The organism is Streptomyces genisteinicus, from assembly GCF_014489615.1.
Classification (GTDB): domain Bacteria; phylum Actinomycetota; class Actinomycetes; order Streptomycetales; family Streptomycetaceae; genus Streptomyces; species Streptomyces genisteinicus.
Genome location: NZ_CP060825.1, coordinates 3,657,298 through 3,676,754, shown reverse-complemented (window position 1 = coordinate 3,676,754; position 19,457 = coordinate 3,657,298). Strand labels below are relative to the sequence as shown.

The 19,457-nt window shown below is 71.5% G+C and carries 17 protein-coding genes and 1 pseudogene; 9 read left to right on the top strand and 9 right to left on the bottom strand.

What is annotated here, in order from left to right:
- Positions 1-8: 8 nt before the first annotated feature.
- The 3 genes from IAG43_RS15980 (at position 9) to pknB (ending at position 5,070) form a co-directional block, all read left to right on the top strand.
- Positions 9-1,436, top strand: coding sequence for an FtsW/RodA/SpoVE family cell cycle protein (locus tag IAG43_RS15980; RefSeq protein WP_187741391.1), 1,428 nt, complete (start codon positions 9-11; stop codon positions 1,434-1,436).
- Positions 1,433-2,890, top strand: a complete 1,458-nt coding sequence (locus IAG43_RS15975) for a peptidoglycan D,D-transpeptidase FtsI family protein (protein WP_187741390.1) — start codon at positions 1,433-1,435, stop codon at positions 2,888-2,890. The genes IAG43_RS15980 and IAG43_RS15975 overlap by 4 nt, the downstream gene beginning before the upstream one ends.
- 176 nt (positions 2,891-3,066) lie before the next feature.
- The gene (pknB, locus tag IAG43_RS15970) at positions 3,067-5,070 is read left to right on the top strand and encodes a Stk1 family PASTA domain-containing Ser/Thr kinase (protein ID WP_187741389.1); all 2,004 of its coding nucleotides are present in this window, start codon (positions 3,067-3,069) and stop codon (positions 5,068-5,070) included.
- Between the two features lie 320 nt (positions 5,071-5,390).
- Here the strand turns inward: pknB and IAG43_RS15965 are convergent, their stop codons facing one another.
- The 5 genes from IAG43_RS15965 to IAG43_RS15945 form a co-directional block, all read right to left on the bottom strand.
- Positions 5,391-6,068: a class E sortase gene (locus IAG43_RS15965; RefSeq protein WP_187741388.1), complete on the bottom strand. Its 678-nt coding sequence runs from the start codon at positions 6,066-6,068 to the stop codon at positions 5,391-5,393.
- Between the two features lie 26 nt (positions 6,069-6,094).
- Positions 6,095-7,624: a class E sortase gene (locus IAG43_RS15960; protein ID WP_187741387.1), complete on the bottom strand. Its 1,530-nt coding sequence runs from the start codon at positions 7,622-7,624 to the stop codon at positions 6,095-6,097.
- Complete coding sequence (locus tag IAG43_RS15955) at positions 7,621-8,259, bottom strand: aminodeoxychorismate/anthranilate synthase component II (RefSeq protein ID WP_187741386.1); 639 nt, start codon at positions 8,257-8,259, stop codon at positions 7,621-7,623. Before IAG43_RS15955 ends, IAG43_RS15960 begins: the two co-directional genes overlap by 4 nt.
- On the bottom strand, positions 8,256-8,429 hold the full coding sequence (locus tag IAG43_RS15950) for a hypothetical protein (RefSeq protein ID WP_187741385.1): 174 nt from the start codon (positions 8,427-8,429) through the stop codon (positions 8,256-8,258). Before IAG43_RS15950 ends, IAG43_RS15955 begins: the two co-directional genes overlap by 4 nt.
- Positions 8,430-8,585: 156 nt before the next feature.
- Complete coding sequence (locus IAG43_RS15945) at positions 8,586-9,353, bottom strand: DUF881 domain-containing protein (RefSeq protein ID WP_187741384.1); 768 nt, start codon at positions 9,351-9,353, stop codon at positions 8,586-8,588.
- 141 nt (positions 9,354-9,494) lie between these two features.
- Between IAG43_RS15945 and crgA the strand changes: the two genes are divergently transcribed.
- On the top strand, positions 9,495-9,752 hold the full coding sequence (crgA, locus tag IAG43_RS15940) for a cell division protein CrgA (RefSeq protein ID WP_187741383.1): 258 nt from the start codon (positions 9,495-9,497) through the stop codon (positions 9,750-9,752).
- Positions 9,753-10,037: 285 nt separating this feature from the next.
- Here crgA and IAG43_RS15935 read toward each other — a convergent pair whose 3' ends face one another.
- Together IAG43_RS15935 and IAG43_RS15930 are read right to left on the bottom strand one after the other, a co-directional pair.
- A complete protein-coding gene (locus IAG43_RS15935; RefSeq protein WP_187741382.1) occupies positions 10,038-10,940 on the bottom strand; it encodes a rhomboid family intramembrane serine protease in 903 nt (300 codons plus the stop codon).
- A gap of 93 nt (positions 10,941-11,033) precedes the next feature.
- Positions 11,034-11,567, bottom strand: coding sequence for a peptidylprolyl isomerase (locus IAG43_RS15930; protein WP_187741381.1), 534 nt, complete (start codon positions 11,565-11,567; stop codon positions 11,034-11,036).
- A gap of 287 nt (positions 11,568-11,854) precedes the next feature.
- On the opposite strand from IAG43_RS15930, the gene IAG43_RS15925 reads away from it, so the two are divergent.
- The gene (locus IAG43_RS15925) at positions 11,855-12,526 is read left to right on the top strand and encodes a DUF5324 family protein (RefSeq protein WP_187744491.1); all 672 of its coding nucleotides are present in this window, start codon (positions 11,855-11,857) and stop codon (positions 12,524-12,526) included.
- A 319-nt stretch (positions 12,527-12,845) separates the two neighbouring features.
- On the opposite strand, the pseudogene IAG43_RS35200 reads toward IAG43_RS15925, so the two are convergent.
- Positions 12,846-13,238: pseudogene (locus tag IAG43_RS35200) on the bottom strand (DUF6344 domain-containing protein); the annotation flags it as partial.
- A 227-nt stretch (positions 13,239-13,465) separates the two neighbouring features.
- Positions 13,466-14,863: a phosphatase PAP2 family protein gene (locus IAG43_RS15915; RefSeq protein ID WP_425508607.1), complete on the bottom strand. Its 1,398-nt coding sequence runs from the start codon at positions 14,861-14,863 to the stop codon at positions 13,466-13,468.
- Between the two features lie 518 nt (positions 14,864-15,381).
- On the opposite strand from IAG43_RS15915, the gene IAG43_RS15910 reads away from it, so the two are divergent.
- From IAG43_RS15910 to IAG43_RS15895, 4 genes are all read left to right on the top strand, one after another.
- Positions 15,382-15,642 (top strand): acyl carrier protein, encoded by a 261-nt coding sequence (locus IAG43_RS15910; RefSeq protein ID WP_246574369.1) that lies wholly within the window; start codon positions 15,382-15,384, stop codon positions 15,640-15,642.
- A 40-nt stretch (positions 15,643-15,682) separates the two neighbouring features.
- On the top strand, positions 15,683-16,654 hold the full coding sequence (locus IAG43_RS15905) for a chlorinating enzyme (RefSeq protein ID WP_187741379.1): 972 nt from the start codon (positions 15,683-15,685) through the stop codon (positions 16,652-16,654).
- A 437-nt stretch (positions 16,655-17,091) separates the two neighbouring features.
- Positions 17,092-17,817 carry a thioesterase II family protein gene (locus tag IAG43_RS15900; RefSeq protein ID WP_187741378.1) on the top strand — a complete coding sequence of 242 codons (726 nt, stop codon included), beginning with the start codon at positions 17,092-17,094 and terminating at the stop codon, positions 17,815-17,817.
- Positions 17,818-17,835: 18 nt separating this feature from the next.
- Positions 17,836-19,392 carry an amino acid adenylation domain-containing protein gene (locus IAG43_RS15895; RefSeq protein WP_187741377.1) on the top strand — a complete coding sequence of 519 codons (1,557 nt, stop codon included), beginning with the start codon at positions 17,836-17,838 and terminating at the stop codon, positions 19,390-19,392.
- Positions 19,393-19,457: the final 65 nt, after the last annotated feature.

Here is a 19,457-nt window from a genome sequence, read left to right as displayed (position 1 = left end):
TCTCCACCATGAGCGTTGTCACCAACACGACCACGATCGGCGCGATCGACGCGCCGAGCCGGCGGAACACCGAGCTGATGCTGCTCGGCTTCGCCGTCGCGATCCCGGTGTTCGCGTACATCAACGTGGGCCTCGCCCTCGACGGCGAGCTGCCGGCGGGCGTCATCGGCTACGGGCTCGGCCTCGGCCTGCTCGCGGGCGTGGCGCACATCGTGGTGCGCAGGTTCGCCAAGTACGCCGACCCGCTGCTGCTGCCGCTGGCCACCCTGCTCAACGGGCTCGGCCTGGTACTGATCTGGCGGCTCGACCAGTCGCCGCGCCTGATGGCCCGCAGCGACTTCGCGCCGCAGGCCACCAACCAGCTGATGTACTCCGCGCTCGGCATCGCGCTGTTCGTGGGCGTGCTCCTGGTCCTCAAGGACCACCGGGTGCTCCAGCGCTTCACGTACATCTCGATGGCCGTGGCGATGGTGCTCCTGGTACTGCCGCTGGTGCCCGGCCTCGGCGCGGACGTCTTCGGCGCCAAGATCTGGATCCGTGTCGGCGGATTCTCCATCCAGCCCGGTGAGTTCGCGAAGATCGTCATCGCGGTCTTCTTCTCCGGCTACCTCATGGTCAAGCGGGACGCCCTCGCCCTGGCGAGCCGCCGCTTCATGGGCCTCTACCTGCCGCGCGGCCGCGACCTGGGCCCGATCCTGACGATCTGGGCGATGAGCCTGCTCATCCTGGTCTTCGAGAACGACCTCGGCACCTCGCTCCTGTTCTTCGGCATGTTCGTGATCATGCTGTACGTCGCCACCGAGCGGACCAGCTGGATCGTCATCGGTCTGCTGATGTCCGCGGGCGGCGCCGTCGTGGTGGCCTCGTTCGCGAGCCACGTGCAGTCCCGTGTCGCCGCCTGGATCGACCCCTTCGGCTGCCTGGAGACGGCGCCCGCGGGATCCAACATGATCAACGCCTGCGACCAGATGACCCAGGTGCTGATGTCCTTCGGCTCCGGCGGCGTCATCGGCACCGGGCTCGGGCAGGGCAACTCGGACCTCATCAGCTTCGCCGCCAACTCCGACTTCATCTTCGCCACCGTCGGCGAGGAGCTCGGGCTGACCGGCGTGATGGCCTTCCTGCTGCTGTACGGCCTGATCATCGAGCGCGGTGTCCGCACGGCGCTCGCGGCGCGCGACCCCTTCGGCAAGCTCTTCGCCATCGGTCTCTCGGGCGCCTTCGCGCTCCAGGTGTTCGTCGTCGCCGGCGGCGTGATGGGCCTCATCCCGCTGACCGGTATGACGATGCCGTTCCTCGCGGCCGGCGGTTCGTCCGTCATCGCCAACTGGGCCCTGATCGGCATCCTGATCCGGATCAGCGACACCGCGCGCCGTCCCGCGCCCGCGCCCGCCCCGTCCCCCGACGCCGAGATGACCCAGGTGGTCCGACCGTGAACAAGCCCCTGCGCCGGATCGCGATCTTCTGCGGAATCCTGGTCCTCGCCCTGATGATCCGGGACAACTGGCTCCAGTACGTCCGGGCCGACGAGCTCAACACCCACAAGCTGAACAAGCGCGTGGAGATCGAGCGCTACGCCCACGAGCGCGGCAACATCATCGTCGACGGCAAGGCCGTGACCGGTTCCGTCGAGACGGACGACAGCTACTACAAGTACAAGCGCACCTACACGGACGGCCCCATGTGGGCCCCGGTGACCGGCTACGCCTCGCAGGTGTTCGGCGCCAACCAGATCGAGAAGCTCGAGGACGGCATCCTCAGCGGCAACTCGGACCAGCTCTTCTTCGACCGCACGATGGCGATGTTCACCGGCGACAAGAAGAAGGGCGGCAACGTCGTCACCACCCTCAACGGCAAGGCCCAGAAGGCCGCCTTCGAGGGCCTCGGCAAGAAGAAGGGCGCCGTCGCGGCGATCGACCCGAAGACGGGCAGGATCCTCGCCCTGGCCTCGACCCCGTCGTACGACCCCTCCTCCTTCGCCGGCCGCCTCAAGGACGACGAGAAGGCGTGGGTGTCCCTCAACAAGGACACCGACAAGCCGATGCTCAACCGCGCGCTGCGCGAGACCTACCCGCCCGGTTCGACCTTCAAGGTGGTCACCGCGGCGGCCGCGCTGGAGAACGGCAAGGTCGACGACATCGACGCGCCGACGGACACCCCTGAGCCGTACATCCTCCCCGGCACCCAGACCCCCATGGTCAACCACGCGTCGGGCTGCGAGAACGCCAGCCTGAACCGTGCCATGGAGGTGTCCTGCAACTCCGTCTTCGCCAAGCTCGGCGACGACGTGACCCGGGACAAGATGGTCGAGACGGCGGAGGAGTTCGGCTTCAACAACGGGGAGATCGACACCCCCGTCCGCGCCGCCTCCTCCGTCTACGACCGGAACATGAGCCGCGACGGCAACGCCCAGTCCTCCATCGGCCAGTTCAACACGGCGGCCACCCCGCTCCAGATGGCCATGGTCACCGCGGCGATCGCCAACGACGGCAAGCTGATGAAGCCGTACATGATCGACTCGCTGGTCTCCCCGGACCTCGACACCATCCAGCAGAACGAGCCGGAGGAGATGAGCCGGCCGATCTCCGCCGAGAACGCCCAGCTGCTCCAGAAGATGATGGAGAACGTGGTCGAGCGCGGCACCGGCAGCAACGCCGCCATCCCCGGCGTGAAGGTCGGCGGCAAGACCGGTACCGCCCAGCACGGCGAGAACAACAGCAAGAACCCGTACGCCTGGTTCATCTCGTACGCCAAGGGCGCGGACGGCTCGCCGGTCGCCGTCGCCGTGGTGGTCGAGGACAGCGAGGCGCGTCGTGACGACATCTCCGGCGGCGGCCTCGCGGCCCCGATCGCGAAGGCCGTCATGAAGGCAGTGCTGAGCGACAAGTGACCAGGATCACCCCCGGCCCGCATACCTGCACATTGCGGTTCCGGTTGCGATACCGGTCGGGTATCAGCTGACGCTCCCGGGCGGATCGGGCACTGCCTGCCCGGTAGCGTAAGCGCGAACAGCACACCGGCGGACCACACGGTGCGGTCGGGACTGACGGAGAGGGCTGGAAGGTTATGGAAGAGCCGCGTCGCCTCGGCGGGCGGTACGAACTGGGCTCGGTGCTCGGCCGCGGTGGAATGGCCGAGGTCTACCTCGCCCACGACACCCGGCTCGGCCGCACCGTCGCCGTGAAGACGCTGCGGGCCGACCTCGCCCGCGACCCGTCCTTCCAGGCCCGGTTCCGCCGTGAGGCCCAGTCGGCCGCCTCGCTCAACCACCCCGCGATCGTCGCTGTCTACGACACCGGCGAGGACATGGTGTACGACAGCCCGTCCGGCGGGGGTGCCGGCGTCTCCATCCCGTACATCGTCATGGAGTACGTGGACGGCTCCACGCTGCGCGAGCTGCTGCACTCGGGGCGCAAGCTGCTGCCCGAGCGCACGCTGGAGATGACCATCGGCATCCTCCAGGCCCTCGAGTACTCCCACCGCAACGGCATCGTCCACCGGGACATCAAGCCGGCCAACGTCATGCTGACGCGCACCGGCCAGGTCAAGGTCATGGACTTCGGCATCGCCCGCGCCATGGGCGACTCCGGCATGACGATGACGCAGACCGCGGCCGTCATCGGCACCGCCCAGTACCTCTCGCCCGAGCAGGCCAAGGGCGAGCAGGTCGACGCCCGGTCCGACCTGTACTCGACCGGGTGCCTGCTCTACGAACTGCTCACCGTCCGGCCGCCGTTCGTGGGCGACTCGCCGGTGGCCGTGGCGTACCAGCACGTCCGCGAGGAGCCCCAGCCGCCCAGCAACTTCGACCCCGAGATCACGCCCGAGATGGACGCGATCGTGTTGAAGGCACTGGTCAAGGACCCCGACTACCGCTACCAGTCCGCCGACGAGATGCGGGCGGACATCGAGGCGTGCCTCGACGGCCAGCCCGTGGCGGCGACCGCGGCGATGGGTGCGGTCGGCTACGGCGGCTACGCCCCCGACGACCAGCCGACGACGGCGCTGCGGGCGACCGACCCGGCCGGCCAGACCTCGATGCTGCCGCCGGTCAACCCGGACGACGGCGGCTACGGCGGGTACGACGACCGTCCCGACCGCCGCCGCCAGAAGAAGTCGAACACCTCGACGATCCTCCTGGTGGTCGCCGGCGTCCTGGTGCTGATCGGCGCCATCCTGATCGGCCGCACCATCTTCGACCAGAGCGACGGCTCGGCCCAGGTGCCGGTGCCGCAGCTGGTGGGCAAGACCCTCCAGGAGGCGGAGGAGGCGGCCAGGAACGCCCAGGTGCAGATCGCCCAGGGCTCTCCGGAGCGGTGCGACCAGCCCAAGGGCAGCATCTGCAGCCAGACCCCCGAGCCTCCGGCCAGCATGAACGAGGGCGACACCATCACGGTCGTCGTCTCCGAGGGCGCCCCGAAGATCAAGGTGCCCGACGTCGTGGACCGGGACCGGGACCGGGCGACCGAGATCCTGGAGAAGGACAAGTTCAAGGTCGAGATCGAGGAGACCGAGTCCTCGGAGGCCGAGCCCGGCACGGTGCTGGAGCAGGACCCGGCGGCCGACAGCATGGCCGAGACGGGCGCCACGGTGACGCTGACGGTCGCCAAGGAGGCCAAGCAGAACCTGCCGAACGTCGTGGGCCAGCCGTTCGACAACGCCAAGTCCCAGCTGGAGATCGCCGAGTTCGAGGTGGTCAGGGTCGACGTCGACTCCGATCAGCCGAAGGACCAGGTCGTCGGACAGGACCCGCAGCCCGGCAAGATCACCAAGGGCTCCAAGGTCACGCTCCAGGTGTCGAAGGGTCCCGCGCAGACGCAGAAGCCGGTGCCCGTCGAGATCCTCGGCAAGCGGCTGGGCGAGGCCAAGCAGATCCTGGCGCAGGCCGGCTTCACCAATGTCTCGGTGGCTCCCGGCAACCCCGGTGACGACAACGCGATCGTCCGCAACTCCAACCCGACGCCCGGTACGCCCGTGGACCCGGCCACCACGCCGGTCGTCCTCGAGACGTTCGGCGGAGGCGGCAACGGCAACGGCGGCGGCGGCTTCATCGGCGGCAACGACGGCTGACGCCGTACGACGGCCAGGGGAAGGCCCCGGAACCTCGTCGGGTTCCGGGGCCTTCCCCATGCCCCGAACCGGCCCGCCTGGCTCCTTTGGAGCCGCCTGACGGGCTCCTGGCACGGGACCGCCGCACGGACACACGCGGCGCGCGGAAGCGGGAGCGCCCTCGCGGGCGGCGGAACCGGAGCCGGCCCCGGGCGGCGGACCGGGGGCCGCACCCCCGCCGCAACGGGGGCCGCGGCCGTGCTCCGGCGGCACAGGCCAGGGAAGCTCCGCCGGAGGGCCCGCCGCAACGGGGGCCCGAAGCAGCCCGAAGCAGGCCGGGCTCAGCCCAGCTCGGCGGGCGGGGTCCGCTTCGCGTCCACCTTCTCGGTGCGGGTCAGCTCGCCCCAGACGATGTACCGGAAGTCCGAGGTGTAGACGGGCGTGCACGTCGTCAGCGTGATGTAGCGGCCCGGCGTCTTCTTCCCGGACTCCTCCGGGACGGGCTGCAGCACGTCCACGTTGTACTTCGAGGTCTTGGGGAGGGTCTTGTAGACCTTGTAGACGTACCAGGTGTCCTTCGTCTCGAAGACGATCGGATCACCGTTCCTGATCCTGTGGATGTTGTGGAACTTGGCCCCGTGGCCGTCCCGGTGCGCGGCGAGGGTGAAGTTGCCCTCGGCGTCCCAGGGGAGGGCCGATGCGATCGGGTCCGTGTAGTAGCCGGCGATGCCCTTGTTGAGCGCCTTGGTGTCGGTGCCCTTCTTGACCAGCACCTCGCCCTCGTCCATGGCCGGCACGTGGAGGAAACCTATGCCGTCCTTGGTGTCCAGCTCACCGGGGCCGGTGCTCTGCCAGCCGTCGCGCATGCGGTCGCCCTGTGCGGACGCCTCGCGGTCGGCGAGGACGTTGGTCCACCACAGCGAGTAGACGACGAAGAGTCCCAGGACGACGCCCGCGGTGATCAGCAGCTCTCCGAAGACACTGATGGCGCCGGCGATCCGGCCTCGTGCACGTGCCACTGCACCTGTTCCTGTCTCGAAGTGTCTCAGCCGACGAGTGCGTCCGGTTTGCCCTGGCTGCGCGGCCGTTCCTCGACCATCTTGCCCCACACGATCATCCGGTAGGTACTCGTGAACTCCGGGGTGCAGGTCGTCAGCGTGATGTAGCGGCCGGGCTTCGTGAAGCCGGATCCGCGCGGCACGGGGTCGATCACCGCGACGTCGGACGGCATCGTCTGCGGCAGGATGCTCGCCATCTCGTACGTGTAGTAGGTGTCCTGGGTCTCGACGACGATCGGATCACCCGGCTTCAGGCGGTTGATGTAGCGGAACGGTTCCCCATGGGTGTTGCGGTGGCCGGCGACCGCGAAGTTGCCCTGTTTGTCCTCGGGCATGGCGGTCTTGAGCTTCCCCTCGGCGTAGTGCCCGACCATGCCGCGGTCGAGAACCTTGTTCTTGTCGATTCCCTCGGCGATGGGGACGACGACGTCGAGCTTCGGGATGTACATCAGGGCGAAGCCCTGGCCCGGTTCGAAGGCGTCGGGCTTGCGGCCCTTCGCCCAGTCGTCCTGGATCCTGCTCGCCGCCCGGTCGGCCTGCTGCCCGGCGAGCACGTTCGTCCACCACAGCTGGTAGGTGACGAAGAGCAGCATCAACACGCCGAAGGTGATGAACAGTTCGCCGATCGCCCGGCTGGCGATCACGGCGGGGCTGTCCTTGGCCGCCTTCGCCGCGCGGCGGGCCTCCATGCGGGACATCGGCTTCGCGGGCCCGGCCGCCGGCTCCTCGGGGGCGGCCGCGGCGGGGGCCGGCGCACCGCGCCGGCCGCGGCCCTTCGCCGCCCGTCTGCGCTCGGCCCGCCCGGGGCCCGGGGGCACCTCGGCCGGACGGCCGGGCCGTGCGGTGCGCAGGGCGACCGTCTCGTCGTCGGGCACGGGGACGGCGGCGGAGTCCGGGCGGCCGGCGGTGGCGGCGGCGGTCCCGGCGTCGGGCACGGGGCCGGGACCGGGCGACGGTTCGGCCGGGGGGCCGGGCATGTGCGACGGCCCGTGCCCGGGTCGTGCCCCGGGCTCCGTGAAGGCGCCGGCGGCACGGTCGGTCCGCCCCTGACCGGTGGTGGAACGGTCCTGGGACGGCACCTGCCCGCCGAACGGATCGCCGGTCCCGGCTCCGGGCCGTGTGAGGGGAGCTGCGGTACCGGCGCCGGAGACGGTGGGGGGTGAGGGCTGGTCGGGTGCCGGAGCGGCGTGGCGGGCGCGGCGGGGCCCCGGCTGCCCGGACGCGGTGACCGGCGGCGCCTCGGGCCCGCCGACGCCGTCGGGGCCGTACCAGTCCTGGCGGTAGCCCTCACGGTCGTACCAGTCGTACGGCTCCCCGGACGGCTGCCCGTAGGCCGGGGGCGGCGGCTGCTGCCCGTAGGGCCCGGGGGCGGGCTCGCCCTCCGCGGCGTCGCCGGACGTCCTGAACCAGGGCGAGCCGTGGCCGCCCGGGGGCAGCGGATCGGTCAGGGGGTCGTAGCCCTCGCCCCCGTGTCCGCCCGGTTCCTGCCGCTCGTGCCCGGGATGCCCGGCGCTCACGCCAGTGCCTTGCCCACCACCGGTGCGAGTCCCGCCGAACGCCCCACCGCGCCGGTGTCCCCGCACTGCTCCAGCCAGTTCGCGAGCATCAGGTGGCCGTGCTCGGTGAGGACCGACTCGGGGTGGAACTGCACTCCCTCCACCGGGAATTCACGGTGCCGGATGCCCATGATGATGCCGTCGGCCGTGCGCGCGGTGACCTCCAGCTCGTCGGGCAGCTCCGCCGGTTCGGCGGCCAGCGAGTGGTAGCGGGTCGCGGTGAAGGGCGAGGGGAGCCCGGCGAAGACGCCCTTGCCCTCGTGCGTCACGGGCGAGGTCTTGCCGTGCAGCAGCTCGGGGGCCCGGTCGACGACGCCCCCGTACGCGACGGCCATGGACTGCATCCCCAGGCATACGCCGAAGACGGGGATGCCGTCCACGGCGCACCGGCGCACCATCTCGATGCAGACCCCGGCCTCTTCGGGCGCCCCGGGCCCCGGGGAGAGCAGCACCCCGTCGAAACCGTCGCGCGCGTGCTCGGGGCGGACGGCGTCGTTGCGGACCACCTCGCACTCGGCGCCGAGCTGGTACAGGTACTGGACGAGGTTGAACACGAAGCTGTCGTAGTTGTCGACGACCAGGATGCGCGCGCTCACCGGCCGGCCCCCTCTCCGTCGACCGTCACGTCGTTGAACGGGAGCAGCGGCTCCGCCCACGGGAAGACGTACTGGAACAGCACGTAGACGACCGCGAGGACGAGCACGAGCGAGATCAGCCCCCGCACCCATGCGTTCCCCGGCAGATGCCGCCAGACCCAGCCGTACATGCCGTCCCTTTCCGTTCGGTACGGGACCAGACTAAAGGGCGGCGGGGGCCCGTGGGTCAGCTGTGGAAAGCCTGCCGTTTGCCGTCCGTCACAGCCGGGGCGGGCACTTCGGCCCCGGCGGGCGGACGCCCGCCGCCCGGCACGGGGGCGGAGGGATCACCCGACGGGTTCGGCGTAGTGGAGGTCGACCGTGCCGGTGTACCCGGGCAGGGTCACGGAGTCGTCCTCGTCGACCTTCCAGCCGAGGCCGTAGGCCTTCACGTACAGCTGGTAGTTCTGGATCGCGGGCGACGCGGCGAGGGCCTTCCTGAGACCGCCCGGGTCGCCCACGGCGGTGATCCGGTAGGGCGGGGAGTAGACGCGGCCCTGGAGGATCAGCGTGTTGCCCACGCACCGCACGGCGCTGGTGGAGATGAGCCGCTGGTCCATGACGCGGATGCCCTTCGCGCCGCCCTGCCAGAGGGCGTTGACGACGGCCTGGAGGTCCTGCTGGTGGATGACCAGGTCGTTCGCCTGCGGTTCGGGGTAGCCCGGCGCCGCCTGGGCGTTCGGCGGGGCGTCGTCGAGCGTGACGCTCACCGCGTCCCCCGTGAGCTCCTCGGTCCCGGCCGCCTTCTCCAGGGCGGCGAGCTCCGCGTCCTGCGCCTCGGTGGAGCCGTCGTCGCGCCGGGCGAGGGTGTCGACGTCGTGCCGCAGGGCGGCGGTCGACTCCTCCAGGTCCCCGTTGTCGGTGCTGCGCTGCCGGATCAGATCGCTGAGCTTGAGCATGGACGCGTCGGTACGCAGGTCCGTACCCTTTGCGGTGTTGAAACTGGTCACGAAGATGACGCCCGCGAGTGCGAAAACCGCAGCCGTCAGCAGGCGGACCGGTCGCCAGGTGAAGCGGCTGACCGGCCCTCGGGGGGAGTCGGCTGAATTGCTCAACGTACCCTTATCTCCTTAGGCGCCGCGGAAGCACTACGCTAACGGACGCCCGGGGGAGGCAGCGGCCCCCCTCCGGCGCCCGCCCGGCGCCAGCCACAGTTACCTGCGCGGTCACGCAGCGCATCGACAGGAGAGTCCCTCGTGCCGAAGTCACGTATCCGCAAGAAGGCCGACTTCACGCCGCCGCCGGCTGCGAAGCAGGCCGCGAACATCAAGCTGACCAGCCGCAGCTGGGTGGCCCCCGTGATGCTCGCGCTCTTCCTCATCGGTCTCGTCTGGATCGTCCTCTTCTACGTGACCGAGGGCGAGCTGCCGATCCAGAGCTTCGGCAACTGGAACATCGTCGCCGGCTTCGGCTTCATCGCGGCGGGCTTCGGCGTCTCGACGCAGTGGAAGTAGCGCCCCGGCGGCCCGCTCGTCAAGCTCTCCCCTGAGGTTGTCCACACAGTTGTCCACAGCCGGGGGAAAAGGTCTGACGATCTGTGGATAACTCTCGGGCCGTTGACGCCGATGTGACTTTGTCGCCCATGCCGGTGACACACCGTGCCCCTCGCCCCGACCAGGAATCCCCTGGTCAGTGACGAGGGGCACGTCTGTTCCCCACGACATGCACAAGATCCGCCACACGCTGTGGACAACCATGGGGAAAGCTCACCCGCACAGAGGGGCAGCCGCCCCGGTGAGCTAAGTCAGCGCGGCGGTACGCACGGCGATGACGACCACCGCGGCGAGCAGGACCAGCGCGGCGGCGCCGAACTGCACCGGGGTCCGCCAGCGCCCTCCGGGCGCGTGGACCATCCCGTAGGCGACGAGGGCACCCGCGACCAGCCCGCCGACGTGCGCCTCCCAGGCGATGCCGGGGGCGACGAAGGTGATCACCAGGTTGATGGCCAGCAGCGCCACGATGGGCCGCAGGTCGTACCGCATGCGGCGCATCAGGACGATCATCGCGCCGAAGAGGCCGTAGATCGCTCCCGATGCGCCGAGCGAGCCCTGGTTGGGCGCCGCGATCAGATAGGTCAGGGCGCTGCCCGCCACCCCGGAGACCAGGTAGAGGACCAGGAAGCGCACCCGCCCCAGGGCCTCCTCCAGCGGACCGCCGAGCCACCACAGCAGCAGCATGTTGAAGAAGATGTGCCAGATCTCCGCGTGCAGGAAGACGGAGGTCAGCAGGCGGTACCACTCGCCCTCGGACGCCACCCCGACCGGCTCGCCCAGATCCGGGTCGAAGGCGCCGGCGATGAGCGTCAGCCGGTTCACGAAGTCGTCGCCGAGCGCCAGGCCGACGACGAAGACGGCCGCGTTGACCGCGATGAGGATCTTGGTGACCAGCCGGGAGTCGGACGCCACCGCCCCGCCCGCGAGCGTGCGGGGCATGCTCGCGGTGGGCGCGTGGCCGGTGCCGGAGCCGGTCCGGACGCAGTCGGGGCACTGGAAGCCGACGGAGGCGCTGACCATGCAGTCGGTGCAGATCGGCCGCTCGCAGCGGGTGCACCGGATGCCGGTCTCCCGGTCCGGATGGCGGTAGCAGCCGGGCAGGCCATGGGTGTCCTGCGGCTCCTGCGGACTGCCTGGCGCCTGGTCCATGAGGTCCCCTCGTCCTTGGGCTCGCGACAATCGCCCCGTCCTTCCTTACGGACGGACGGGGCGCAAAGGTTCCCGGGCGGGAGAGCGGGCGGCTCAGCCGTTGCGGGTCTCCACGACGACCGACTCGATGACGACGTCCTGGACCGGACGGTCGGTGCGCGGGTTGGTCTCACCGGCGGCGATCGCATCGACCACCTTGCGGGACGCGTCGTCGGCGACCTCGCCGAAGATGGTGTGCTTGCGGGTCAGCCACGCGGTCGGCGAGACGGTGACGAAGAACTGCGAGCCGTTGGTGCCCGGGCCGGCGTTCGCCATGGCCAGCAGGTACGGCTTGTCGAAGGCGAGCTCGGGGTGGAACTCGTCGGCGAACTCGTAGCCCGGCCCACCGGTGCCGTTGCCCAGCGGGTCCCCGCCCTGGATCATGAAGCCGCTGATCACGCGGTGGAAGACCGTCCCGTCGTAGAGCCGGTCCTTCGACTTGACGCCCGTCGCCGGGTGGACCCACTCGCGCTCGCCGGTCGCGAGTTCGACGAAGTTCTTGACCGTCTTGGGCGCGTGGTTCGGCAGAAGCCGGATCTCGATGTCGCCGCGGTTGGTCTTCAGGGTGGCGTACAGCTGCTCGGCCACGGTCTGCCTTCCGTAAGTCTTCCTCTGACGCGCCTGATCCTCGCACGGAAGGGCGGAGGGCATGCAGAAGCGGCCGGTGGCGTTCGCGCACCGGCGCGTCGGCGGCCGGACGGGGGCGTGCCTCCACCGGGTACCGCGTTCAGGCACCGCGCATGACCCGGATGCCAGCCCCGCATGCCGAGGCGGCTCTCAACGGGCATGATTTCGCATCGGGTGGAAAGGCGGAACTCATGCCGACTGCGGACAAACCCTCAGTCGCCCACAACGCCACCGAGGAGGAGGATCCCGTGACCCGCATCGACAGCGTGCGCGCCGCGACCGATTCGGCGAAGGACAGCGTGCTGCACGCCGCGGAAGTGGTGGCGCCCTACGCCGGTACGGCCAGGGACCAGGCTGTTCTCTACACGCGCGAGGCCCGCGCGAAGCTCGCCCCTACCGTTTCCAGGGCCGCCGCTCAGGCACGAGTGCAGTACGGCGTCCATGTGGCGCCCCATGTGCCTCCCAAGGTCGACGAGACGGCGCAGCGAGCGGCTCTCCAGGCCAGGAAGGCTGCCCGGCAGGCCGCCGACTACACGGTCCCCCGTGTGGGACACGCGGTCGCCGTCGCCAGGCCGGTGGGTTCGGAGGCCGCGTCCAGGTCGGCCGCCGCGCTCGCCGCCCTGCGCGGGCAGGTGTCGGCGAAGGAGATCCAGAAGCTCGTACGCAAGCACGAGCGCCGTTCCCGGGCCGGACGTGTCGTCAAGGGCGTCGCGCTGGCCGGACTGGTGGCCGGCGGCGCCTTCGCCGTCTGGAAGTGGTGGGACAAGCAGGCCAACCCGGACTGGCTGGTGGAACCGCCTGCCGCGACCGAGGTGTCCGACCGGACTCCGCTGTCGTCGGTGGACGGCAGCACCAAGGCCGATCTCGATCCCGAGGTCCGGGCGAAGCAGGACGAGGCGGACGGCGACGGGAACCGCTGACGGGCCGTCGGCAGCAGGACCGTCCGAGACGCCGGGAGGTGCGATCGCTCCCGGCGTCTCATGCTGCCACGGTGTACGCGTCACGGGTGCCTGCCGGGGCGGACGGGCCGGACGCGGGGCGCTCGGCCGGAGCGGAAGCGGCGGCGGCCGCCGGTGCGGACGGAGCGACCGGAGCGGAGGAACCGGACGGGGCGACCCGGGCGGCGGAAGGCGCCGGCACGAACGGCGCGGCGGCGGCGGGGGCGGTCAGTGCGGCCGGCGTGGTGTCCGTCGAGGCTCCGGCGACGAGGGCGGCACGGCGCGTGCGCTCCGGGAGAGCGGGGACGGGAGCGGGGACGGCGTCGGACGCGGTCGCGGTCCGGGCGTCGGTCCCGGCGGCAGCGGCGGCCTCGGCCTCACGGTCGCGCAGGCGACGGGTGGCGGGGGAGGCGCCGTGGGCCTCGGCGCCGATGCGCTGCTTCATGGTCGGCGGCAGCGACCTGCTGCCGCGTGCGGCCGGCAGCCGCTGGGGCTCCGTCCTCCTGCTCTGTTCCGGCACGGTCGTGCCGGAGGCGGTGCGGACGTCCGCCCGGGCGGGCTCGTCGGGCGTCGCGACGGCCGGCTGCGCGGTGGCGGCGGTCGCGGTGGCGGTGGTGAGCCCCACCGAGGCAAGCAGTGCGAAGAACGCGGTGACGAACGCGGTCCACAGATTCCTGACCTTCAAGGCGGCCATGACCCCTCGCTTTCGGGTTGAGCGCTTTACATACCTTTCTCATGATGTGTACGCATCTCGAGGAGTGTGGGAGCGACGCCCCTGCCGCGCAGTTCTTCGGATGAACACCACCCGTACGGCGCACGGCCCCGAGGACCCGGATCGCCCACTCCGGGATGCGGAGCCGCGGAACACACGCTAGGAACGGGCGGGGAAGCGGTCCGCCCGTCCGGGAAAGCGGACCCGGGTCATCCGGGAAGCGGACCTCCTGTGACGGCGGCGCCGACCCCGGCCCGTCCGGAGTCGCCGGCCCCGGCGCCCGGCGCGGCGTCCCGCTCCCACCGGGCGACCGTGCGGACGTAGGCCAGGATCACGGACACCGTCGCCAGCACGAGCAGGGGCCCGGCGGCCCAGCGGTGGTCCGCCATCTGCACCGGCAGGTACCGGTAGGACAGCAGCAGCGCCGTGAAGACCGCGGCCCCGAAGCCGGCCAGCCGCAGCCCCGACCGGTCCCAGCCGCGGTCGTACGTGCGCAGGGCCGCCTCGATCGTGAGGGTGAACACCACGCCGGCGAGCAGGTCCACGCCGTAGTGGAAGCCGAAGCCGAGGGTCGCGGCGAGGGTGGCGATCAGCCAGAAGGTGCCCGCGTGGCGCAGGAGCGGGGGGCTCTTGCGGGTGTGGACGTATATGGCTGTGGCCCACGCCGTGTGGAGGCTGGGCATGCAGTTGCGCGGGGTGAACTCGTCGAACGGCATCGGCTGCGGGGCGCCGTGGGGCGGCGGGGTCCCGGGCCACAGATCGCCCAGCGCCCACTGGGCGGTGGGCTCCATGTCCGGCGACCAGAGGGCGACGGACTCCCAGTGCGCGGTGCCCGAGCCGTAGGCGAAGAGCGGGCCGACCACCGGGAAGAGCATGTAGAAGGCGGGTCCGACCAGCCCTATCACCAGGAAGGTGCGCACCAGGTGGTGGCCGGGGAAGAGGCGCCGGGCGGCCACGTGGCGCAGTTGGTACAGGGCGACGACGACCGCGGCGACCGGGAGCTGGCCGTAGACGAAGTCGAGGATGTTGTAGCCGACCGGACCGGAGGCGGTGACGATCCGGCCCACGAGCCAGGACGGGTCGCCCAGCACGTGGTCGGCGGCCGCGACGTACTGGTCGAGCACCGTCGGGCGGGTCCTGGACGTGATCAGGAGCCAGGTGTCGCCGGTCTTGCGGCCGGCGACCAGCAGCAGGGCCAGGCCGACGCCCTTCAGCAGCAGGACCCGCTCGCCGCCGGTGCGGCGGGTGACGGCGAGGACGGCGACGCCCAGGATCGCCCACAGCGCGCCGTTGCCGAAGGGGTGGCCGTCGGACACCTCGATGCCGGCGGCCCAGCGGACCCCCCAGAACACGAGGTCGACCCCGATCGCGGCGCCGAGCGCGACGGCCCGCTGCCGCCAGGTGAGCACCACCATGGTCAGGGCCAGGCCCGCGTACAGGATGCCGCCCGACTTGGGCGGGAAGATCACTTCCCGGGCCTGTGCGGTGATCGGCCCCGGGAGGCCGTAGCGGCGCGCGGCGTACTCCAGCGCCACGAGGAACACGAGGACGACGGCAGCCGCTGCGGCCCAGAGTCCCGCCCGTCGCCGGTGCCGTATGTGTATCAACTCGACCGCCTCGCTCGATGAAGATGTGGTCCCCGTCCGGGCAGGACGGGCGGAGCCCGCCGCGGGTTGCCCCGCCGCTCGTCCCGCCGCCGGACCCGTTGAACCGACTGAGCGAAGCAGAGCGAATCCGCGCAGGTCAAGGGAGGGGGCCGGAGCCGGAACGCCCCGGGGCCCCGGCGGCGGGACGGCCCGGTGAGGGGCCCGCCGCCGCGGGGCCGGCGGCGCCCCGGGGCGGACGGCCGGCGGTCCCGGTCGCCCGCGCCGCGCGCACGCGCCGCCCGGCCGTCCGGCGCGGGCGGCGGCCCCGGGACTGCGCCTGGCACATGTTCGCGGCGCATACCCCCCAAGGGATTGGCATTACCGCCTTCGCGACCCAGGCCCATAGAGTCGATCCCGCACCCGCTTCCGCAGCCCTTTTGCGCGAACGTGTGCAGAGCGCTCGGCGAACCTCCGGACGTCGTATTCGACGACCCTTCAGGGAGGTTCGCAAGAGACCCCAAGAGAGGAGCAAGGCAGCAATGCCCGTTTCCACACCCGAGGGCCTGCGCGAATTACAGGATCTGATCGCCGAATGGGTCGGCGAATTCCTGGAGACCGAGGTCTCCCTGGACGAGAACTTCCTGGACCTGGGCGGTCACTCCCTCATCGCCATGAACCTCAACACGCGCTTGCAGCAGCGCTTCGGCCACGAACTCGACGTGAAGACGCTGTTCGAGCTGCCGCTCGGCGACGCCGCCCGGGAACTGCACGGCCGAATGGCCGCGCAGCCCGCCGCCTGATTCTTCCACCGCACCGTCCCAACCAGATCCTGGAGTAGCCGTGGGTGACCACACGTCGAATTTTCGGCTGACCCCCGAAGAGCTTGCGACATTCGAGGAGCAGGGATTCATCGGTCCGATCAAGGTCTATGAACCCGAGGAGATGGAGAGGCGCTGGAAGGAGATACGCCGGGCCATTCCAGACCGGTCCCGGGCCATTTACCCGGAGGACTCGCTCGGAGCGGTCACCAACCTGTCGAACTACGACCGCCACCTCGACATCGACCTGCTGAGCGAGCACATCATGCAGCGGGCCATCGTCGAGCGGGTGGCCTCCATCCTCGGCCCGGACCTGCTCTGCTGGCGCACCGAGTTCTTCCCGAAGTACCAGGGAGACGAGGGGACGGACTGGCACCAGGCGGCCACCTTCGCCCACTCCAGCGGAAGCCCCCAGATCCAGTGGCCCTCGGAGAACAACGCGCCCGCCTTCGGCGGGACCATCACCGCCTGGACCGCGTTCACCCACTCCACCAAGGAGAACGGCTGCCTGCAGCTCATGCCGGGCACCCACCGGGTGATGAACTACGACGAGTCCCGCGGCATGTCCTACAACCCGGACACGATCAACAAGCGGGAGAAGGAGAGCATCAAGCGCGGCTTCTTCGGCTACGACTACCGCGAGCTGCAGAAGGACCCCGACTGGCGGCCCGACGAGTCGAAGGCGTTCTCCCTGGTCATGCAGCCGGGCGAGTGCGTGATCTTCTGGTCGACCCTCATGCACGGCTCGCTGCCGCACACCGGCAGCAGGACGGACTACCGCATGGGGTTCGCGACCCGGTTCGTGCCGACGCAGGTCAAGGTCTACCCGGGGCTGGACGACGTGTCCGAGTACGGCGGCACGATCCCGCTGCAGAACTACGGGGCCGTCCTCGTCTCCGGAAAGGACGAGTACGGGATCAACAAGCTGACCGACCGGAGCCGCCGCGGTCACCGGTTCAGCCCGTGGGACTTCCGGCAGACCGTCGGCAACTGACGCTCCGCCGCCGCGCGCCCGCCCCGCCGTCCGGCCGTCCGCCGGGGGCCCGGGCCGGCCGCGGCCCGCGGGGCCGGGCCCCGGGCCCCGTCCCGCGCGGTGATCTCGCGACTCCCCCGGTCGCGACGGGGTGGTGGGGCGGGCGGGCGGCCGCCCCACCACCGGCTCCACCGGCACCCCCGTGCTCCCCGCCCGTCCACAGCGCCGCCGGCCCCACCCCCCACCACCACCCGGCGCAGGCGCCGCCGCATCACGCCGGGCGACCGTCACCGCGTCACGCCGGACACACGGCCGGCGGGCGGCCGCCCGAACGCGGGAGCCCGCGGCGGCTTCGCGCCGGCGGCGCACGCCTGCCCCCGCGCCGGGCGCCGCGACCGGTCGCACCCGCACCCGGTTCCGCCGCCCGCACCCCCTCCCTCCCCCCGGAAGGCACACCGATGGCTGTGCTCGCCCTGTTCCACCACGCCGGCGGCTCGGCGGCCGTGTTCCGCCGGCTGACCCGGCTGCTGCCCGACCACGTCGAACCGCTGGTGGCCGAACTCCCCGGCCGCGGCCGCCGCTGGCGTGAACCCACCCTCCACACCGCCGAGGACGCGGTGAACGACCTGACCGACCTGCTGGTCCGGGAGGTCGGCACCGACGCCGAGCTGTCGATCTTCGGCCACAGCATGGGCGCCTACCTCGGGCTCGGCGTGGCGGCCGCGCTGGAGCGGCGCGGCGGCCCGCGCTGCCAGGTGCTCTTCGCCTCCGCCAACCTCGCCCCGCACCTCGCGTCACCGCTGTTCGCCGAGGGCGAGGGCCCCGCGTCCGACGAGCAGGTGCTGGAGCGCGCCGCGCGCTACGGCGCCCTGGACGACGGACTGCTCCGCGACCCGCACATCGCCGCCCGCGCCGTGTCCCTGCTGCGGTCGGACTTCGACATCTGCGACTCGTTCGTCCGCACCATGTCCCGCACGGTCACCGAGAGCCGTGTCGTCGTCTGCCGCGGCCGGGAGGACGTCTTCGGCGACGAGCACACCGACCAGTGGCAGTGGAGCAGCGTCCAGCCGCTGACCACCCGCACGTTCCCCGGCGGCCACCTCTACCTGGAGTCGGCCGGCGCCGAACCGCTCGCGGCGGCGATCTCCTCGGCCCTGACCGAACCGGCGCAGTCCCGAACCTGATCCGTCCTGGGAGCATCGATGACCGAGTTACGCGGTTCCACCGGAAGGACACCCCCGCTCGCGCACGAGCTCTTCGAGGCCACACGTGCGCTCCATCCCGACCTGCCCGCGGTCCTCCACGGCGAGAGACACCTCAGCTACGAGGAGCTGGGGCGCGACTCGGACCGGCTGGCCCGCGCGCTGCGCGCGGCCGGCGTCACCGGGCAGCCCGTCGGGGTGTTCTTCGAGCGCGGCCCCGCCATCGCCGTCGCCGTGCTCGGTGTGCTCAAGGCCGGCTGCGCCTACGTGCCGCTCGACCCCGCCTACCCCGCGGAGCGGCTGGCCGCGATGGTGCGGGACAGCGGCGCCCGGATCGTGCTGGCCGACAAGGCCTCGGCCGACCGCCTGCCCGCCACCGACGGCGCCTGCGTCACCCTCCTCGACGACCTGCTGTCCGTCGCGTCGTCCCTCGCGGACGACGAACCGGCCGCGCCCGCACCCGCCGTCGGTCCCGACGCGCTCGCCTATGTCATCTACACCTCCGGGTCGACCGGCGTGCCCAAGGGGGTGGCCATGCCCCACGGGCCTCTGGCCAACCTCGTCGACTGGCAGTGCCGGGTCTCGCCGTCCGGCCCGGGCGACCGCACCCTGCAGTTCTCCGCGCTGAGCTTCGACGTCTCCTTCCAGGAGCTCTTCAGCACCTGGGCGTCCGGAGGGACGCTGGTGGTGGCCGACGACGGGACCCGCCGGAGCTGGCAGGCCCTGATCGACCTGATGAACCGCGCCTCGGTACGACGGGTCTTCCTGCCGTTCGTCGCCCTCCAGGCGGTGGCCGAGCACGCCGTCGCGGTCGGCGCGTGGCCTGCCGCCCTCCGCGAGGTCGTCACCGCCGGGGAGCAGCTCCAGGTGACCCCGTCCGTGCGCGCCCTGTTCCGGCACCTGGACGGCGCGGTGCTGGTCAACCAGTACGGGCCCTCCGAGACCCATGTGGTGACCTCGCTCGAACTCGGCGGCGATCCCGACGACTGGCCGGACCAGCCCAGCATCGGCCGGCCCATCGCCAACGCCGAGGCGTACATCGTGGACGAGCGGCTGCGCCCGCAGCCGCCCGGCACTCCCGGGGAGCTGTGCATCGGCGGTCCCGTGCTCGCACAGGGCTACCTGGGCATGGCCGAGGCGACCGGCGCACGGTTCCTGACGGTCCCCCACCTCGCCTCCGCAGGGCGGATCTACCGGACCGGAGACCTGGTCGAACTCCTGCCGGACGACACCATCCGGTTCCTCGGACGGCTCGACGACCAGGTGAAGATCCGGGGCCACCGGGTGGAGATCGGCGAGGTGGAGGCCCATCTCCGCAGACTCCCCGAACTGGCCGACGCCGCCGTGGTGGTCCGTCAGGGCCCCTCGGGGGTCAAGCAGCTCGCCGCGTTCTGCGTGCCGTCGCGGGACGCGGAGGTGGTGCCGGCCGCGGTCCGGCGGAGCCTGGCGGTGCACCTTCCCGACCACATGGTGCCCTCGTCCGTCCGGAGCGTGCCCGCGCTGCCGCTGACCCCCAGCGGCAAGGTCGACCGCAAGGCGCTGGCGAAGCGCCTCTGACGCCCCGGGCGCGCGCGTACCCCGCACGTGGGGACGCGCGCACCCCGAGCGCGCGGGCGGACCGA